15 protein-coding genes are annotated in these 18,350 nt (G+C 30.6%); 4 read left to right on the forward strand and 11 right to left on the reverse strand.

From position 1 onward, the window contains the following. Positions 1-419 precede the first annotated feature (419 nt). The 3 genes from J3477_RS02330 (at position 420) to J3477_RS02340 (ending at position 4,392) form a co-directional block, all read left to right on the forward strand. The gene (locus J3477_RS02330; RefSeq protein ID WP_206867942.1) at positions 420-1,040 is read left to right on the forward strand and encodes a TetR/AcrR family transcriptional regulator; all 621 of its coding nucleotides are present in this window, start codon (positions 420-422) and stop codon (positions 1,038-1,040) included. 541 nt (positions 1,041-1,581) lie between these two features. Next, a complete protein-coding gene (locus tag J3477_RS02335) occupies positions 1,582-3,141 on the forward strand; it encodes a DHA2 family efflux MFS transporter permease subunit (RefSeq protein ID WP_206867943.1) in 1,560 nt (519 codons plus the stop codon). A gap of 24 nt (positions 3,142-3,165) precedes the next feature. After that, positions 3,166-4,392 (forward strand): HlyD family secretion protein, encoded by a 1,227-nt coding sequence (locus J3477_RS02340; protein WP_206867944.1) that lies wholly within the window; start codon positions 3,166-3,168, stop codon positions 4,390-4,392. Between the two features lie 373 nt (positions 4,393-4,765). On the opposite strand, the gene J3477_RS02345 is transcribed toward J3477_RS02340, so the two are convergent. From J3477_RS02345 to J3477_RS02370, 6 genes are all read right to left on the reverse strand, one after another. Then, entirely contained in the window at positions 4,766-6,265 is a 1,500-nt protein-coding gene (locus tag J3477_RS02345; protein WP_206867945.1) for a DUF4179 domain-containing protein, read from the reverse strand. Position 6,266: 1 nt separating this feature from the next. Continuing rightward, positions 6,267-6,788, reverse strand: coding sequence for a sigma-70 family RNA polymerase sigma factor (locus tag J3477_RS02350; RefSeq protein ID WP_206867946.1), 522 nt, complete (start codon positions 6,786-6,788; stop codon positions 6,267-6,269). A 280-nt stretch (positions 6,789-7,068) separates the two neighbouring features. Then, positions 7,069-7,734, reverse strand: coding sequence for a hypothetical protein (locus J3477_RS02355; RefSeq protein ID WP_206867947.1), 666 nt, complete (start codon positions 7,732-7,734; stop codon positions 7,069-7,071). Between the two features lie 385 nt (positions 7,735-8,119). Beyond that, positions 8,120-8,959, reverse strand: a complete 840-nt coding sequence (locus J3477_RS02360) for a PRD domain-containing protein (protein ID WP_228731187.1) — start codon at positions 8,957-8,959, stop codon at positions 8,120-8,122. Positions 8,960-8,979: 20 nt separating this feature from the next. Next, positions 8,980-10,425 (reverse strand): glycoside hydrolase family 1 protein, encoded by a 1,446-nt coding sequence (locus tag J3477_RS02365; protein ID WP_206867948.1) that lies wholly within the window; start codon positions 10,423-10,425, stop codon positions 8,980-8,982. A 2-nt stretch (positions 10,426-10,427) separates the two neighbouring features. After that, positions 10,428-12,317 (reverse strand): beta-glucoside-specific PTS transporter subunit IIABC, encoded by a 1,890-nt coding sequence (locus J3477_RS02370; RefSeq protein WP_206867949.1) that lies wholly within the window; start codon positions 12,315-12,317, stop codon positions 10,428-10,430. A 405-nt stretch (positions 12,318-12,722) separates the two neighbouring features. On the opposite strand from J3477_RS02370, the gene J3477_RS02375 reads away from it, so the two are divergent. Continuing rightward, the gene (locus J3477_RS02375; protein WP_206867950.1) at positions 12,723-13,205 is read left to right on the forward strand and encodes a hypothetical protein; all 483 of its coding nucleotides are present in this window, start codon (positions 12,723-12,725) and stop codon (positions 13,203-13,205) included. A gap of 21 nt (positions 13,206-13,226) precedes the next feature. Here the strand turns inward: J3477_RS02375 and J3477_RS02380 are convergent, their stop codons facing one another. The 5 genes from J3477_RS02380 to J3477_RS02400 all read right to left on the reverse strand — a co-directional run bounded on the left by J3477_RS02380 (position 13,227) and on the right by J3477_RS02400 (position 18,316). Then, on the reverse strand, positions 13,227-13,571 hold the full coding sequence (locus J3477_RS02380; protein ID WP_206867951.1) for a hypothetical protein: 345 nt from the start codon (positions 13,569-13,571) through the stop codon (positions 13,227-13,229). A 306-nt stretch (positions 13,572-13,877) separates the two neighbouring features. Beyond that, a complete protein-coding gene (locus J3477_RS02385) occupies positions 13,878-14,654 on the reverse strand; it encodes a helix-turn-helix domain-containing protein (RefSeq protein ID WP_206867952.1) in 777 nt (258 codons plus the stop codon). 137 nt (positions 14,655-14,791) lie between these two features. Beyond that, entirely contained in the window at positions 14,792-15,562 is a 771-nt protein-coding gene (locus J3477_RS02390) for an ABC transporter ATP-binding protein (protein WP_206867953.1), read from the reverse strand. A gap of 29 nt (positions 15,563-15,591) precedes the next feature. After that, positions 15,592-16,914 carry an FtsX-like permease family protein gene (locus tag J3477_RS02395; RefSeq protein ID WP_206867954.1) on the reverse strand — a complete coding sequence of 441 codons (1,323 nt, stop codon included), beginning with the start codon at positions 16,912-16,914 and terminating at the stop codon, positions 15,592-15,594. Positions 16,915-17,416: 502 nt separating this feature from the next. Next, complete coding sequence (locus J3477_RS02400) at positions 17,417-18,316, reverse strand: alpha/beta hydrolase (protein WP_206867955.1); 900 nt, start codon at positions 18,314-18,316, stop codon at positions 17,417-17,419. Positions 18,317-18,350 lie beyond the last annotated feature (34 nt).

The following is an 18,350-nucleotide window of genomic DNA, read 5'->3' on the forward strand; positions in this document are numbered from 1 at the left end:
AATCTACTCCTATCTTTTTGGTAATTTATTAATCAAGCTTACATTCATGTTAAGCCTTTATTATTGTCTATATTATATACCTTTTAAATCCACTATGGAAATGTATTTATAAACATTAATTCTTACCTATCTCCCCCATATTACCACGCAATACAACAACTTATTATAGTACTTGGAAAAATGCTACAATGAAAATTTTACGACTTGTTTCCTTTTACAATAAATGAGGACTGCCTAACTTGAATTTAAATTTTAATTATGCTATATTAACTAAGTAGTTAGTTATGATTTTTTCTTTAACTGTAAATAACTTATAAAAATTGTTTTACCGCTCTATTTCTTACTAGACAATTTATATAAGTTATTAATTGAAGTAAAATATTATTTTTAACAACAGCTTTATGAGAGGCGGTGTCAATTTGGAAAAGAATAAATCGCAAGATACTAAACAAAAGCTTTTAGATTCTGCTATCGAGGTTTTTTCTGAAAAAGGATTCGATGGCGCCAGAGTAGATGAAATTGCAGGTAGAGCGAAAGTAAATAAGGCAATGCTCTACTATTATTTCAGTAGTAAAGAAAAACTATTTGAAGAAATAATCCTTCAATATAAAAAGGACTTTAAAGAAATAAAGGATAGCTTCATTGATAATGTTGATATCGATGATGATAGTAAGATAGAATCTCTATTCCAACTACTATATAACTTTATGGTAAAAAAGAAAGATGTACTTAGAGTCATGATGATTGAATCAATTAAAGCAACTTCAAGTACTGAGACTATTTTTAGTTCTGCTCTACCATCCTTAGAAATTAAAGTATCAAATCTAAAAAATAAGGGTGTAGCGGTAGAAGATCCTGTAACTCTTATGATCAACTCGTTTTTCTATATGATGGTACCAGCCGCAGCTTTTATAGTTATGGGGGAAAAATGGGGCGATTTTTATGGATTTAATGAAGATGATGTAAAGAAGAAGTTTTTAGAAAGCTATAAACGTATTAGAAAAGAATTTGTTCAAAACAAGCCATATGAATGTACATAGCAAATATTAATATATATTTGCTTTATATTTTACATTATGTTAACCAAATAGTTAGTTATTAATTAAATGGAAATATTTTGTTAGTGACTTTTAATTCTAAAGTATTATAATGTTACTATTAAGAGAGCATATTTGAGCTTTTTATTTTTTGTCACTTGTTAACTAAATAGTTAGTTATGCAAAAAAAAATAAATAGTATCTTGTATCTAAAATTTATATTTTTATATGTTTTAGCATAACAATTTCCTAAAGAATTGATATTATAATTTTTTTGCTAATAAATAGTTACTTATACATGTATAAGTAATAATCTTAATGAAATAAAAGTATATTAATTTAGCAATGTATTTTAATCATCCTTTACAGGATAAAAATTTTTAATTTTAATTAACTAAATAGTTAGTTATGCCATTTTAGATGTTCTTCTCTACATTTGAAGTTATTTTCAAATTCTCTCATTGTAATTTAACAAGAGCTTTGAAAATGACTTTAGTTTAGAACGATACATCTTTAAATAATCAACTTAGAAAGGAAGTGCGAAATGGATAAACATGATGAACGTTATATGTGGCTTTGCTTATCGGTAATAGTAGTTGGAACTTTCATGGCTATACTTGACTCCAGTATAGTTAATGTTGCAATTCCTAAGATGATGACTATTTTCGGTGCGGCAGAAACACAAATACAATGGGTTCTCACTGGCTACATGCTAACAATGAGTATTGTTATACCACTTACAGGGTATTTGACTGATAGGTTTGGTGGTAAAAATATTTATGTCTTTGCATTAGTTGTATTTACTATTGGATCTGCCCTTTGCGGTCTTGCTACAAGTACAAACACCATGATTGCAGCAAGAGTAGTTCAAGCAATTGGCGGAGGTATGATAATGCCCGTTGGTATGACTATGTTATTTCAAACAGTGCCACTTGAAAAACGTGGTGTAGCTTTAGGTTTCTGGGGTATCGCTGCAATGGCAGCACCAGCAATTGGCCCTACTTTAAGTGGTTACATAGTTCAATATATGGATTGGAGATTGATTTTTACAATTAACATCCCCGTAGGAATCATCGGTGTTACTTTAGCTATTTTACTTTTAAAGGATTCTCCAAAGCACTACGGTAAAAAATTCGATATAGGGGGAGCAATTACTTCTGCTTTAGGACTTTATACTTTACTATTAGGGCTAGATAAAGTTTCTGAAAATGGATGGATGTCACCTTATACTATTACACTTTTGGCAATAGCTTTATTTTCATTAACTGCCTTTGTGTTTATAGAACTTAATCACCCTGAACCTTTATTAGACTTAAGGGTAACAAAAAACTTTCCTTTTACTTTAAGTTTAATAATTAATACTGTAACAACTATAGCTATGTTTGGAGCAATCTTCTTAATGCCTATTTACATGCAAAGCTTAAGGGGTTATAGTGCGATGCAAAGTGGTATGATGATGCTTCCACAGGCTATTATAACCGGTATAATGATGCCAGTTAGTGGTAAGTTATTTGATAGATACGGTGCAAAGTGGCTTACTATAATTGGTTTAACCATTGTAACAGGTTGCACCTTTATGCTTAGTAGATTAACCTTAGATACTCCATATAATACTGTAATGCTAATTATGGCAGTAAGAGGTTTTGGTAATGGACTTGCAATGATGCCAATGCAAACTGAAGGTATGAATTCAGTACCTCAGCATATGACAGCAAGAGCTACAGCGCTTAACACAACTCTTCGTCAGGTGTCTGGTTCTCTTGGTATTGCTATCTTAACTACAATATTGCAAAGCAGACAGGCATTCCACAATGGTATATTTGCACAGTCACTAAATACAAGCTCTCCTGCATTTACTAAAGCTCAAGCTTTAATTCAAGGCGCTGTTACAGTAAAAGGTATCAGTCCTACTGCTGGACAAGGTTTATTATTCATGCAGATATACGGTAGCGTTGTAAAATCCGCCACTGTAACTGCAATGAACGATACATTTATTGTAGCAACTTCAATATGTGTAGTTGGAGTATTAATTGCATTTTTAATAAAAAAGAAAAGTCCTAAAAAAGACACTATAAATGAACAACAATTAAGCATGGAAATGTAGTACTTAATTATAAGGAGGATAACTATGGAAAAGTCAGTAAAATCAAATAAATCTAAAGGTAAAATAATCATAGCAGTTGGAGCAGTACTTGTAGTTGCACTTGGCGGTTTCGGAGTAAAATATTATGTTGACCAAAAGAACTATGTTAGCACAGACGATGCTAAAATAACTGGAGATATACTAAATGTAGGTTCAAAACTTCCTGGTAAAGTATTAAAGATAAATACCTCAGTTGGAGCTACTGTTAAAAAAGGTGATGTATTATTTACAATTGAAGCTGATCAACTTCAATATCAATTAAATCAAGCTCAAGCTGCTCTTGATGTCGCAAAGGCACAACTTACAAAGGTTGAAAGTGGAGCAAGAGCTCAAGAAGTTGCTGGTGCTCAATCAATGGTTGACCAAGCTTCTGCATCATTAAATGGAGCTAATACATCAAAGTCAAACTTACAAAGTACATTAAATACTCTTCAATCAGAGTACAATAAGTTAGTATCTCAAATGGATAGCTTCAAAGATCCATCTACTGGAGCTTACGATGCAGGATATGCAATGAAGCAATTAGATGCCGCAAGAGCAAAGAACACATTAACTGAAGCTCAATACACAGTAAAAGCTCAAGCAGTTGAACAATTATTCTCAAGCAAAACTCAACTTGAAAATCAAATAAGCCAGCTTCAAGGACAAATTAAAGCTATAGATGCTCAAATTTCTGCTGCTAAAGCAGGACTAGAAGGTGCAAACAGTAAGTTAAGCCTTACAAACTCAGGGGCTTCTGATAAAGATGTTGCTATAGTTGAAGCTCAAGTTAGAGCTGCACAAGCTTCCTATGATTTAGCTAAATTAAACTTCGAAAATTCTGAAGTTAAAGCTGCACAAGACGGTACAGTTGTTCAAGTTAATATCCATGAAGGTGATATGATAGCTGCTGGTCAAGCTGCAATATCAGTAGTTGATTTAGGAAAACTTCAAGTTACTGCTAATGTATTAGAAAGTGATTTAGAACGTATAAGCGCTAATGAAAAAGTAACTATGACAGTTGATGCTTACCCAGGAGTTACATTTACTGGTACTGTTAAAGAAACTGGTCTAGCAACTTCTTCTACATTTAGCCTTTTCAGCACTGAAAATGCATCAGGTAACTTTACAAAGGTTAGCCAAAGAGTTCCAGTAAAAATTTCTTTAGATTCTAACGGAAAAACTGTTATCCCTGGAATGTCTGTAGAAACTAAGATAAAAACTACTAAATAGTTTTTAATTACAATAGAATGTTTAAATATGAAATGTTTCCTATATATACATGACTACAATCTTTAAGAAAGTTATGTACTATTTAAAAGCCCCAAATTTTTTAATATAAATCTCTCAACAAAAACGAAAACCCAGTGAAGGAGTACCCTCCTCACTGGGTTTTCACTTTTATAAATTACTTTTTTCTAATTAATTCAAATCCTACTATGATTTAATTGCACAACTGAAACTTAGTTTAATTTGTGGCGGCTCTTTGCTTTGTTTCTATTTTAAGGTTTTTCAATAAGGCAGAAAATTTCCACCTTACTTTCAATTAGCTATTTTAAATCATTTAAATTCCTTAAACTAAAAATATCCCCTATAAATAATCAAGCTAATTTGCCAAATCAATTTTAATTTTATACTGATCCAGAATTTCAGGTTCATTAACTGTAGGAAGAGCTATCTTATATTTCTTAGTTTTATCAATAGGATGAAGCTTTATAGATACAATTCTATCCTTTATATCTTCCTGCACAGCTAATTCACCATCTTCTGCTCTCTCAATATCATTATAGTTCTCATCTAAAATCACTGCCATATCGATGTTTTGAGGACTATATAATCCATTACCATCAAACTTAAAGGTAAGCTTTGTATATTTATCTGTAGCTTCAATATTTTTAATAGTAGCTGTGATATTTTTCCCAACTTTTATTTTTTGATTAATTAATTTATCTAAATATACAAACCCTCTTGCTTTGTCCATATTATAGGTATGAATTACATCATCTAAAGCATAGCCTTTTGATTTTTCTTCTGCAGTTACAGGCCTAGTCTTTGTTACTTCTTCTTGAGGCAGATCAAAGTTTTCGCTATTTATTGTAGTTTGAAGTATTTCACAATTCAAATCTTCAATTTTCTTATAGTTAGTGCCCCAGTATTTGAATATTGGTACTACAGTTATTGATTTAACGTTATATAAATCATCATCTATTTGTATTTTACCTTCGTATTTAATCTTATTAGAACTGGAACCTGAGCTTTTAGACTGAAGAGTCCTTCCCTTATCGTCCAAAACTAAAAAACTATATATTCCATCACGCATACTTGGATTTTCTTTATCGTAAATACCTGAATAATTTATTGTATTTCCCAGTGGACTTATCACAAGTTTATCAAGCTTTAAAGTACTATTAGGTATTTTAATGTTTTTATCTAGAGTTATAATCTTCGAATTACTTTGTTTATCAGCCTTAGGAACAGTAAACTTAAAATTCCAAGGACCTTTTACATCTGAAATCCATACGGTATTCATTTCTACCTCAATGCTATCAGACAAATTAATATCGGATACATTGGCGTAAGTTACAACCGCTATCTGATTCTCATTTATCTTCTTATTCTTGCTTCCCCAGCTTTTAACCATTTGTCCATTTAAATTTATTTCTCCCATTTCTGTTGTATTCTCACTAAGATTCTTGCCATCAACTGTTGAAGTTATAGCTAAAGAATTATCATCTATAGTAATTTCATTTATAGTTACCTTGATCCCATTTTTCTCTACAGTCTTATTTACACTAGTTGAAAATTTTTCATATTTACTCAGCGTTTCTCCATTTTGATTATAATCTATAAGTTTAAAAATTGACTGAACCCCTGGTATTGCTTTTACTACATTTGGGTTAATTACCCCCACTACTGAGATAATCCCAATTATCCCTGCCGCTGCAATTATCGCTGTTTTCTTAAATTTCTTTCTATCCTTATTTAAATTTATCTTACTACCATTTTTCTTCTTTTCTTCTCTTCCTATTTCAATACCTTTTTTAATAGCTAAATCTATATCTTTTGGAATGTCAATATAATCTTTTATATCATCTAAGTTTTCCATACTATATTATCTCCTTCCCCATAGATATTCTAAGTTTTCCTAGGGCTTTATTTAGATAAGTCTTTACAGTACCTACAGGACAGCTCATAACCTCTGCAATTTCAGTTATGGTTAGGTCCTGAAAATATTTTAATATTATTACTCTTTTATGCTTCTCTTCAAGCCTGTCTATTGAACTTAAAATATCTAACTTTTCATCTATTCTATTAGCTTCACTATTACTTGAACTAACTTTAATATTATCAACTATGGATATGATTTTCTTTTCTTTATTTATAAAATCAATAGCATTATTTATAAGTATCTTTGTAATCCAAGTCTTAAAATATTTAGGATTTTTTAATTTATCTATAGATATATAAGCCTTGTATACAGTATCTTGAAGTACATCTAATGCATCATGCTCATTTTTTGTATATGCAAAGGATGTCCTATAGAGACTTTCCTTACATAAATTCATAAGGTCTTCAAAGGCTTTCTCATTGCCATTTATTGCTGATTTGACCTGTTCTTCTGTAATCATATTTATGCTCCTTAAATCTTAAACTACGCGTAATTTATATTTTACATCAATTAGACTATAAAATCGGCAAAACGGTTTTAGTTTTATAAGAAAAAAAAAATCGCCTAAGCGATCCTATTGGCAATATTTTACATATCATCCTTTCTTAATGTACACTAAGAAAATCTTGCAAGTAAAAAATTTAATTCATATATAGATAATTTTAACTAGAAAAATTTATAACAATTTAAAAAGTTACGCCTAAAATTCAGGTTTTAATGAATTCTATCACATAAAAAACTTAATTAGAGGATTTCTCTAAAACCCAATTAGTCACTAAAGGACCTGCTTTAACCACATTGTCTTCATTTATATCTGATAAATACACCTGCTTATCATCAGAAATTGCTACATTTATATCATAGGAGATTCCTTTATAATCATCAAAAAGCAGTTGCAGAGACATTATATTCTTAGAAGTAATCTGTTGTTTAGTTTTAGCTTTGCTGAAGCTGTCACTAAGTTCCTGAAGTATATTTTTATCTTCTGTGGTAGCTACTGATCTTCCAATCGCTTGCTTTAAGCCTTTATTTTCAATTAATCTAATCTGCTTAATATTCTTATTACCTATAGAAAAATCATTAATCTCTTTCTTATGATAAATCTGAGTTATTGACATTTCATCGGTTATGTTCACTGCAATCCAATCTAAATTAGGCTGATCTTTTAGTGAATATACTGATCCTGAATCATTTACTTTACCTATCTGTTTGTCCGTTGCTATAGCCTCTAGCCATAACTCGCTATTATCGTGTACATATTTCTGCCCACTCTTACTGATTATGGTATTGCCATCCTCTGAAATTGTATAGTTATCAGTGGAATAGTATTTAACTAACCTGTATCCTACAAAAATACTAATTAGAAGTATTAAAGTTCCACTTATTAAAATTACTTTTTTTCTCATTTCATTCTCCTTTTGCATTCCAGTTCTTTAAGGGTTATGATTATATATCTCCATGATTTTGTATATTAAAACAATGCTATCTTTTTCGATATACATATAGCCTAATTTTTTATCAATCTATTTTCAAAATCATTATACAAAATAATCTTCACTATTTCAAATTATACCCATAATTACCTGAACCTTTTCAAAAGAATGTGAATTAACAAAAAGTTTAAAAATAATCCTAGCAGACTCGAAAATAACCTTATTTTTTTATACGTAAAAAAATCACACATATATAGGTATTTATAAAACGCCACTTAATCAATAACATTTTATAATACATATTTATGTGTGATCTATATTTAATCCATATCTTTTTTAAGTTGAATTCTACTGCCTTTTAAGCTTTCATTATAAGCCTCTGAATATGAACAATTAAGTAAGCCAATTCTTCATGAGGAAGATGAGTTTGATATTTTTCATAAAAATAATCATCAATCTTAAGTGAACACTCAAAGGCTTCTTTATATTTGCTGCTTACTTGATTATATAAGATATCATCTGTTTCATTTAGAAGTCTATTTGCAAAATATCTCTCAACAAAGTATTTGATATGAGTGATAAATCTTGAATAATGAATACTTTCTGTATCAAATTCACCTTTAATTGAATATCTCACTATATTAACTATAATTCCAACTAATTTAGCCGCTTTCATGGTGTCCATGGATTCATCCTTTTCATCTTGAGCATTCACAAGGTGAAAAGCTATATTTGCAGCCTCTTCTTCTGCAAGAGATATTCCAAACTTTGTATTCATAAGCTTAACAGCATAAAGTCCCACTGCAAACTCCTTAGAATAGAAGTTTTTAATTTCCCAAAATACTCTGTTTGTTATGTTTATATTTTCAATGAATCTTTTTATAGAAAAATTCAAATGATCTGCTAATATAAAGTAAAGGCTGTCTTTGAATTTAACATTTAATACATTCTTAGCGTAAGTTATTATGTCCTGTGTTACTTCTATAAGTTCTGGAGGAACTGCGTTCATCAAGTAGCTGACTTTCTCCAGTTCATTGTTGTCCACAGGTATAAAAATCTGCTCAACGTTCTGCTTTTCAATTATCATTCCAGTTTTTTTGCCGTAACCTATACCTTTTCCAAGCAGAATAAAGTTTTTACCTTTCTCATCCTGTGCAAGAACTATACTTGAATTTAATACTTTCTCGATTGTATACAACGCAACTCCCCCAATACTTTTTAATCTAAATCATTTCCGTTACTTGCAATGACTTTTTTGTACCATTCAAAGGATTGTTTCTTATATCTCTTTAAAGTTCCCTTTCCCTCATTGTCACGATCTACATATATAAATCCATAACGCTTTTTCATCTCACCAGTACCTAGAGAAACTACATCTATAGGTCCCCACCAAGTGTAGGCTATTATATCAACACCTTCAGAGATTGCTTTTCCCATTTCTTTGATATGAGAACGTAAATAATCTATACGATATGGATCTTTTATTGTGCCGTCTTCTTCTAAAATATCATTTGCACCTAGTCCATTTTCCGCGATTATTAGTGGTATTTGATATCTATCATATAACTGATGCAAGCTCCATCTTAATCCTACTGGGTCAATTTGCCATCCCCAATCACTAGCTTCAACATACGGATTCTTTATCCCATCTAAGATATTTCCTTGAATTCTTTCTTCATCTGGATTTGTACTTACGCAAATGCTTTGGTAATAACTGAAGGCACAAAAATCCACTGTTCCTTCTCTTAGAACTTTCTCGTCGCCCTCTTCCATACTTATATTAATACCATGTTTTTTATAATAAGCTTTAGCGAAGGATGGATAATATCCTCTTACATGTACATCTCCACATAAGTAATTTCTTAGCTGCATTGCTTCATTTGCAAGCATCATATCTTCTGGCTTACAAGTCAATGGATATTGGCATATATATGCAAGCATACAACCTACTTTAAAATCTGGGTTTATTTCATGAGCCAGTTTTACAACCTTAGCACTAGCTACAAATTGATGATGAAGAGCTTGGTATCTCATATATTCAGGAATTTCCTTTGGTTGTACATCTTCACCTTTTTCATTGTATAGTATTGCGCCACCTTGGAAAGCTTTTATATCCAAGGTTAAACAATTGATTTCATTAAAGGTAATCCAATACTTAACATCATTCTTATATCTATTAAATAGAACTTCACAATATCTTACGAAATGCTCAATCACTTCTCTTCCATACCATCCATTATACTTCTTAGTTAAATAGAATGGGGATTCATAGTGAGAAATTGTTACAAGTGGTTCAATATTATATTTCTTTAATTCCGCAAATACATCATCGTAAAACTTTAAACCTGCTTCATTAGGACTATCTTCTATGCCTGTTGGAAATATCCTTGACCAAGCTATAGAGAAACGAAACATCTTAAAGCCCATTTCAGCGAACAGTTTAATATCTTCCTTATAATTATGATAAAAATCTATGCCTTCATGAGAAGGAAAATATACACCCTTTTCAATATTCTTGTATACCTGTCTTGTTTTATTAAAAGCCGCTGCGCTTACATGATCTTGAGTACTTTCACCTTTACCATCTTCTAAATACGCACCTTCACATTGATTTGCTGCCACGGCCCCCCCCCAGTAAAAATCCTTAGGAAATAAATCTCTCATGTCTATACCTCCAATTTTGATACTTTCAAAATAGTATTTTCATTCTTTTCTTTTGAATCTAAATCTTTATCCACTAGATACTTATCACTGTTAGTTATAATAACTGGAATTACAGTGTCATATCCTGCTGACTTTATTTCTTTAAGTTCGAACTTCATTAGCAAATCGCCTGTGCTTACTCTATCTCCAACTTTAACTTTTGGTTCAAAAAACTTACCATTAAGTTGAACTGTATCAATTCCAATATGGAGAAGAACCTCTGCACCATTATCAGCTCTTAAAGCCAAGGTGTGCTTTGTGTCAAATAGCATTACAACTTCCCCATCACAAGGAGCATATAAGTTTCCTTCTGTAGGGTCAATTGCAATACCCTCACCTAAAATCTTCTTAGAAAAAACGTCGTCTTTAACTTCTGTAAGAGATACAACCTCTCCCATGATTGGTTGTTTTATATTAATTGTACTACTTATATTTTCGTTTGAGTTAGCATTTTGAAATGTTCTTTTATTATCAACCTTCACTTCTGAAACGTTAGAATCATCAGCTTCGTTTTTGTCTTCCTTCCATGAAATAAACGTTATCACAAAAGATGATACGAAAGAAACTGCAAAACCAGCAATTGCAAATATAAGATTCTTGCTATTATTTTCATCAATATACATTGGCATACTTGCAAGTCCAGGACCTACAGCTACAAATGCAGCAACTCCAAATATACCTACAAATAAACCACCTATTAAACTTGAGATTACTACACTTGCTAGTACACGTTTTCTTTGAAGCGTCACACCGTAAAGCGCTGGTTCTGTGATACCAAACAAAGCAGATATACCTGCAGATACAGCAGTGGATTTAAGCTCACTGTCCTTAGTACGAATTGCTACTGCAAAACTAGCTCCGCTTTCAGAAATATTGTGAGCTAAAGATGCTGGTAAGTATAATAGTTCTTTTCCCATTCCTGTTATAGAAGATATTGCATATGGAACTAAAGCTTTATGCATGCCAGTTGCAATCATGAATGGAAGTATAGCTGCAACAAGCCCTACAGCAATCCAACCAAATTTGTTAAATATGAATAAGATAACAGCTGTTAAAACTGTTCCAACCTTAAATCCAATTGGTCCTAAAAGTAATAAGGTCATCGGAACTGTTAAAAGCAGAGACATCATTGGTACAAAGAAAATACGAATAGGTTTTGGTGAAATCTTGGTAAACAACCTTTCCATATAGGCATAGAACAAGATACCAAGTATTGCTGGGAATACCTGTGATGCATATGCAACATTAGTTATAGGCAAAGATAAAAATGATGCTCCCTTACCTAAAAGTGTAGTCATATTTGGAAATAATAAAGTTCCCATTGCTGCAACAGCAACTAATTTATTCACATTTAATTTTGTTGCTGTAGTTATTGCAACCATTATTGGCAAGAAGTAAAATACTGCATCTCCGATATAACTTAAAATAAGGTAAGTCTGCCCTGTTTTATCTATAAGCTTAAACATATTTAATAAAAGCAATAAGGATTTTAATATACCAGCACCTGCTATTGCCGGTATTAGTGGCTGAAATACACTAACTATAAAATCTAAAACTACAGCTCCAATTTTTTTCTTACCTTTTGGTACTATACTGCTACCCTGCCCTCCGAACTTGCCAAGCTTAACTAATTCATCATAAACCTCAATAACATTATTTCCTATAATTACTTGGCACTGAGCAGCCATTACTACTCCTAAAACTCCACGAACCTTATTAAGTTCTTCTGTATTTACCTTACTGTCGTCTGCAAGTGTAAAACGTAATCTTGTTGAGCAATGCTCTAAGTGAGACACATTATTCTCACCACCAACAAGTTTTAAAATGTCAGTTGCTGTTTGTTTGTAATCCATTTTAAATTCTCCTTCTCTAAAATTTTTAATAGTTTACATTTTGGCCAAAACAATAACTAACAAAAAAAGACCCCTAAAGACGACAAAAAAGCTATCATCTTTATGGATCCTGCCTGCATTACCAGTCACATGTCCCGTTCTTTATTTTGTTAACTTAATTATAGTACATAAAAAAATAAAAAACAAGGATTATAAATAATTTTTGTAAACTTTTTCTTTCGCCATATAACTTGATATACACTACTTTATGATATATCCTATAAATACAATATCTTACAAATAGCCCGCTTACTGTTAATAATTTTCAAATTCTTCTCACAGTAACTAGAATAGTTTTTAAATTGAAATGTTTCATATTTATATCAAGTTTTAGAAATTTGAATAACAATTTCTTAGGAGGTTCAAATGAATAAACTAGGAAAATATACTTGGTTTGTTTTTGAAAAATCATTGCTAGTTGTAATAATATTATGCCTGATTTTTGCCTTCTTTTCATGTACTTTTATATTCATAGGTTTATTGTCAAATAGACCAGACCATATCAATAATAAAAGTACAGTTGAGTTCAAGGATCAAATTAAAGTATCTAATACTATTATAAAAAAAGTTGATATTTACAATCAAAACGCCAGTCTAAATATTGATTATAAACTAAAAAGCTCTCCAAAACCTGAAGAGCTAAGCGACATTTTTAATTCAACTAATGAATTTATCACAACAGATGAAGATATAAAGAATCAACTATCTAAAGCTAATGAACAAGTATTTATAAGAATGACCTATGGCGATAAAGTATATTCTTATTGGGGAAGTCAACATATTCGTAATATTACTAACTCAGATGGCACTGTCAGCACGGAATATTATACTACCTGGGAGCGCCATTAAAAAAGATAACAAAATAACCTATCATCTATTTACTTCTTTAATAATAGTCAACTTTTTAGATGGTCCGTCATTTAAATCCCTGTAATTAGGTGCTTTATATATTTCATACCCATACTCAGTTCCTTCTGCCACATATCTATTCCACCTAATAACTTGATATCCAAGTCCTCTATATTCAGTGGTTCCACCATCTTTAACCACGCCTTTACTAATTGCAAATATAGGTCTCATATCCATAGAAACTAACCTTGAATCTATACTATAAGTTATCTTAGGTACAAATGGAGAAAGTACTAGAATTAATATAACTAATAATAAAATTATGTATTTCTTTTTTGATTTTTTTCTGCTCTCATTTCCTTTCATTTTAATACCCCTTGTACCCGTATTATTTAATTAATAGATAATAAAAGTATCATTTAATTTCTTGTTGTTTTTCAATATATCCATTATATTACAAAACTTATTATAAACATACTCCATTAAAAAATTTTGTATTTATCCTGTTAAACATTAAAAGGAGAGTTTAAAAATACAAATTTACATATACAGTTGTTCATCTAGAGTTATAGATATACCATTTAAATATGATCTATAAATCAAGTAAGATACATTTAATAGTCAAAAAAAAGGTAGATAATTAAATTATCTACCTTTCTCAAATATTAAATATTATACTTTCCTAAGCTCTTCTAAAAGCCGATTATTTCGCTGTTCTGTCATAAAATTTCTTCGACTGAACAATTCAATAAATACAAAAAGCTCTCTTTCCGTATTTATGACTTGCTTGGTTTTATTACTACGCTTGTTCTTTATTATTACTTTGTTGCCTTTTCTTATGGTAACTAAAGCGCTTTTTAAAATTGCTTTAATATCATTGTATAAAAGCTCGTTTTCTTTCAAATGTCTTTCTCGTACCTTTTCTCTTATATAATCTCTTTGCACATCCTTAAGAAAAAGTCTATATAAATTACTTTCAAAATCATCATAAATGATTAATTCATTTTCTTCATTTTTAATCTTTCCAAATACTCTTTCCATGGCATCATAGGTAGTAATCCATATATCTCCAGCTTGTTTTATTTCGTGTTTATCAAACTTACCTCTTTCAATAGCTTTTCTAATAGTAGAGCCATCAGAAAATCCCCACTTCTTTGCAGCTTCAGATAAGGTCATCACAGCACTTAGATTATTATTAAGCTCTTCTTCATTTATATAAAACAACGCTTTTATATCTTCTGTACCTATATAACCATAAAAATTATCTAATTCACGTCCATATTGATCATATTGATTTGATATAAAAAATATTTTTTTCCTTTTATTTAATAAATCATAAACACTATCAACATCTATAATTGGTGTTATTTCGTTATTTTCTTCAGTATCATAAGCCTTAACTGGATAAAGCCTTCTATTTTCTATTGTAATGATACTAATACCACTCATAACATCTTCCTTCCGCGAATCTTATGAAAAAGCTAGCTGTATAATAAAAATCAACTATATCCTATTAAAGTACAACCTTCACTAGTTTTACTTTATAAAGTTAGATTTGCAGCTAATAATTTTTTAAAAGATTTCTACTAGTCTTCTATTACATCAAATAAACCTTGTGATTCTTTTGATGTAACATCAACAATTTTATAGAAAAATTCCTTCTGAGTCAATTCCCCTCTATCAATAGAATCATCTATTTTTCCATCTCTTAAAAATAAAAGTCTTTTTGCATAGCTTGCCACCATCGAGTCATGAGTAACCATAACAATAGCAATTCCATCATTAACATTACGCTCTTTTAACAGCTTAAGCATATCATGAGAATTCTTAGTATCCAAATTTCCTGTTGGTTCGTCTGCAACTATCATTTTAGGCTCTGAAACTAAGGCTCTCGCTGCAGCTGCTCTTTGCCTCTGCCCACCTGAACATTCTACAGGGAACTTGTCTAAAAACTCAAAAATATTAAGTTTCTTTGCTATATTTTCAACTCTTTCCTTTATCTCAGCTTTTGATTTATTTGCTAAAACCAATGGTACATTTATATTTTCTCTTATTGTCAACGTATCGATTAAGTTAAAATCCTGAAAAATATATCCTATATTATCTCTTCTAAACTCGCCAACTTTTCTTTCAGACATCTTATAGATGCTTTCTCCATTGAAAAGCACTGCCCCTTTTGTTGGATTATCTATATTAGCTAATATATTTAAGAAGGTTGATTTTCCCGAACCAGAGGGACCCATTATACATATAAAATCTCCTTCATTTACTGTTAAGCTAACTCCATTTAGTGCCTTTACTTGACTTTCTCCTCCATAAATCTTAACTAAATCTTTTACAGTGATTATCTCTTTCATCTCAATACCTCCAAATTTACTATTTAAATTTACATTACTAATTTCTTATAAATTAAATAAGAAACCAAAGTCATCAGAAGAAATATTCCTAAGAATAAACCTAATAAAATCATAGCAAGCTGAACAGTTACAATTCCAAAGGTTGCGAACTTAAATAGGTAAACAATTATATGTACTAATGGTATTATTATTGCGATACCATAAAGCATCATTATTTCTTCTTTTATAATCCTTTTTATAAGCTTTTTATAATATCCAATCAACCCTAACTGCCTATATATATGTTTTCTATAGGAAGCTTCTATTATAAATTTATATAGAATACTAACACCTAAAGACACTAAAGCACAAATATACACAAATATTCCTGCAGCTTTTATTTGATATATTTTTTCATTCATCCCTATCATATATATTAGAACAACTGTAGAAACCGCTAAAGTCACAATTAAAAAATTTACTTTTCTTAATGAGTAATGAAGATTGCTAAGAGAAATCATTTTAATTTTATCATTGGAATACTTATTCCTCTTTAGCTCCATAATCTTTTCTGGAAAATAATAACGCAATAATCTCTGTATTCCTGCCACTGAAATAAACATATATAAAAATAACAGTGAATGAAAAGCCTTCGAATTTAAGAATATGGCCGTTAATGGAATAAAGTATAATATTGTAGAAGTAAGGTGAAATCTCTTACCTTCTCTTTTCTTAGAATCCCCCCCAAAAATATTTTTCAAATTATCTGGAACCTCGATATTTCCAAAGTTCTTCGTTTTTGGTGTATAAAGCTGTCTTTTTCCATAAATTAGATCTTTTATCTCTTTATTGAATACAAAAGCGTAATCTCCAATAATTAAGTACGGACATACTATGAACGCAATTATTATTATAGTAAGTACCAAACTATCTTTAGAATAATGATATGAACTGACATTCATTCCTAAAAGTTTAAATAACACTTCTGACAAGATTGGCATTGTAGCTATTCCAAAAGCTATTCCAAGTACACTACCAACTAGTCCAATTAAAATATTTTGAAAACTTATTAACCCTATCATCTTATAAGAACAAACCCCATTTAATTCTGCGATAGCAAGTTCCTTAGATTTTTCAGTCATAAAATAAGAATTAGTAAAAAATACTACAAACATCAACAGAAGAGTCAAAAAGAATAACAACATCTGAAATGTTTCCCAAATTGTACTTCCAGCCGGTACATTCTTACTATCATCCATTAAATTATAGGCATAAAATAACGCTGATGAAGAAAAAGCTATTGATAATAAATAGGAAATAGTCTGCCTTAAATCAGTCTTTAGCATCTTAATTGCAAACTTATACGTGCCCATGTTCTACCCCCAATTTGCTTGCATTTTTTCATATGAAATTTTCAATTTTATAACATAATAAAAAATTCGCTAAAGCGATTTTCTTTAGTAAATTTTTTTTGCGCATCTGCCTTTTCTGAACGTATGTGAAGAAATTCTGGCAGGCGACATATTATTTTTTTTATTCTTTAACTTATACTATGTCTTAAGTCTGTTCTCATAATTATCCACTGATATAATTGAGATATAATTTCCTAAAGAATAAAATAATTATATTGTCACTATATAGTGACAATATAATTATATGCTTGAAAACATTTACTTACAAATCCAAATTAGCTTATTTTCTATTATATTTACCTACTTTGTTTCTATATCCTTCATTTCACTAGGTCGTGAATATAACAGCTAAATTATTTATTATAATTACTTTTTAATGTCTTAATAGAATAAAAAAGAGCTTAATCTTTCGGTATTAAGATTAAACTCTTTTCAATAGTGATTATTTTTTAACTTTGATGTACTAATGTTTTTTTAACCACTCTACAGCTAAATCAAACCAATGTGCACAATGCTGATTTATATGAGCAGCCTCAGAGGCAGTAGTTTCATCACATAATGATAATCCATGAACTCCATTTTCAAAAATATGTAGTTCATACGGCACTTTATTCTTAGTTAATTCAGATGCAAATTTTAATGTGTTAGATACATAAACTAACCCATCATCTGCAGTGTGCCAGATAAAAGTTGGTGGCGTATTTGGCGTAACATAATTTGTTGGACTAAGCTCTGCTAGTTCTTCTTTTGTAAGCTCTGATTTGCCAAATATAGCTTTATTTGAAACTTTCCAAAACTCTCTGACCCATTCATTGCCGATTTCTTCTACTTCTTCCTTCATCAAATTATAGTCTAGCAATGGATAACCTAAAATTACTGCATTAGGTTTAAATGTTTCATTGCTAACTTTGAATTTTTCTTTTAGTAATTCATCTTGCCAATGAACACCTATACTAGCAGCTAAGTGTGCTCCTGCTGAGAATCCACATATACTGATTTTTTCACTGTCTACAAACCACTCTTCTGCATTCTCTTTTATTACCATCATTGCTTTTGCTAAATCAAATAATGGACCTGGATAAACTGCTCTTTCGTTCACCTGAGGAAGATTACTAAAGTCAATTTCCATTTTATTAAAGCAAGTATTATATCTAAGCACAAAAGTATTATAGCCTTGTGTTGCAAATTTCATAGCAATAGGCTCCGCTTCTCTGTCAGAAGTTCCAAGATACCCACCTCCTGGGCATACAATTATGGAAGGTCTCTTTTTATTTGTCTGATACTCCATAGAGTTGTCCAAAATATAAGTAATTAGATTTACCTGTTCATTATCTTCCCATAGTTGAATTTTCTTAATTAACATACCAAATTCCCCCTACCCTTTATTACAAATTATT

It is taken from the genome of Clostridium zeae (genome assembly GCF_017312485.1).
Classification (GTDB): Bacteria; Bacillota; Clostridia; order Clostridiales; family Clostridiaceae; genus Clostridium_AR; species Clostridium_AR zeae.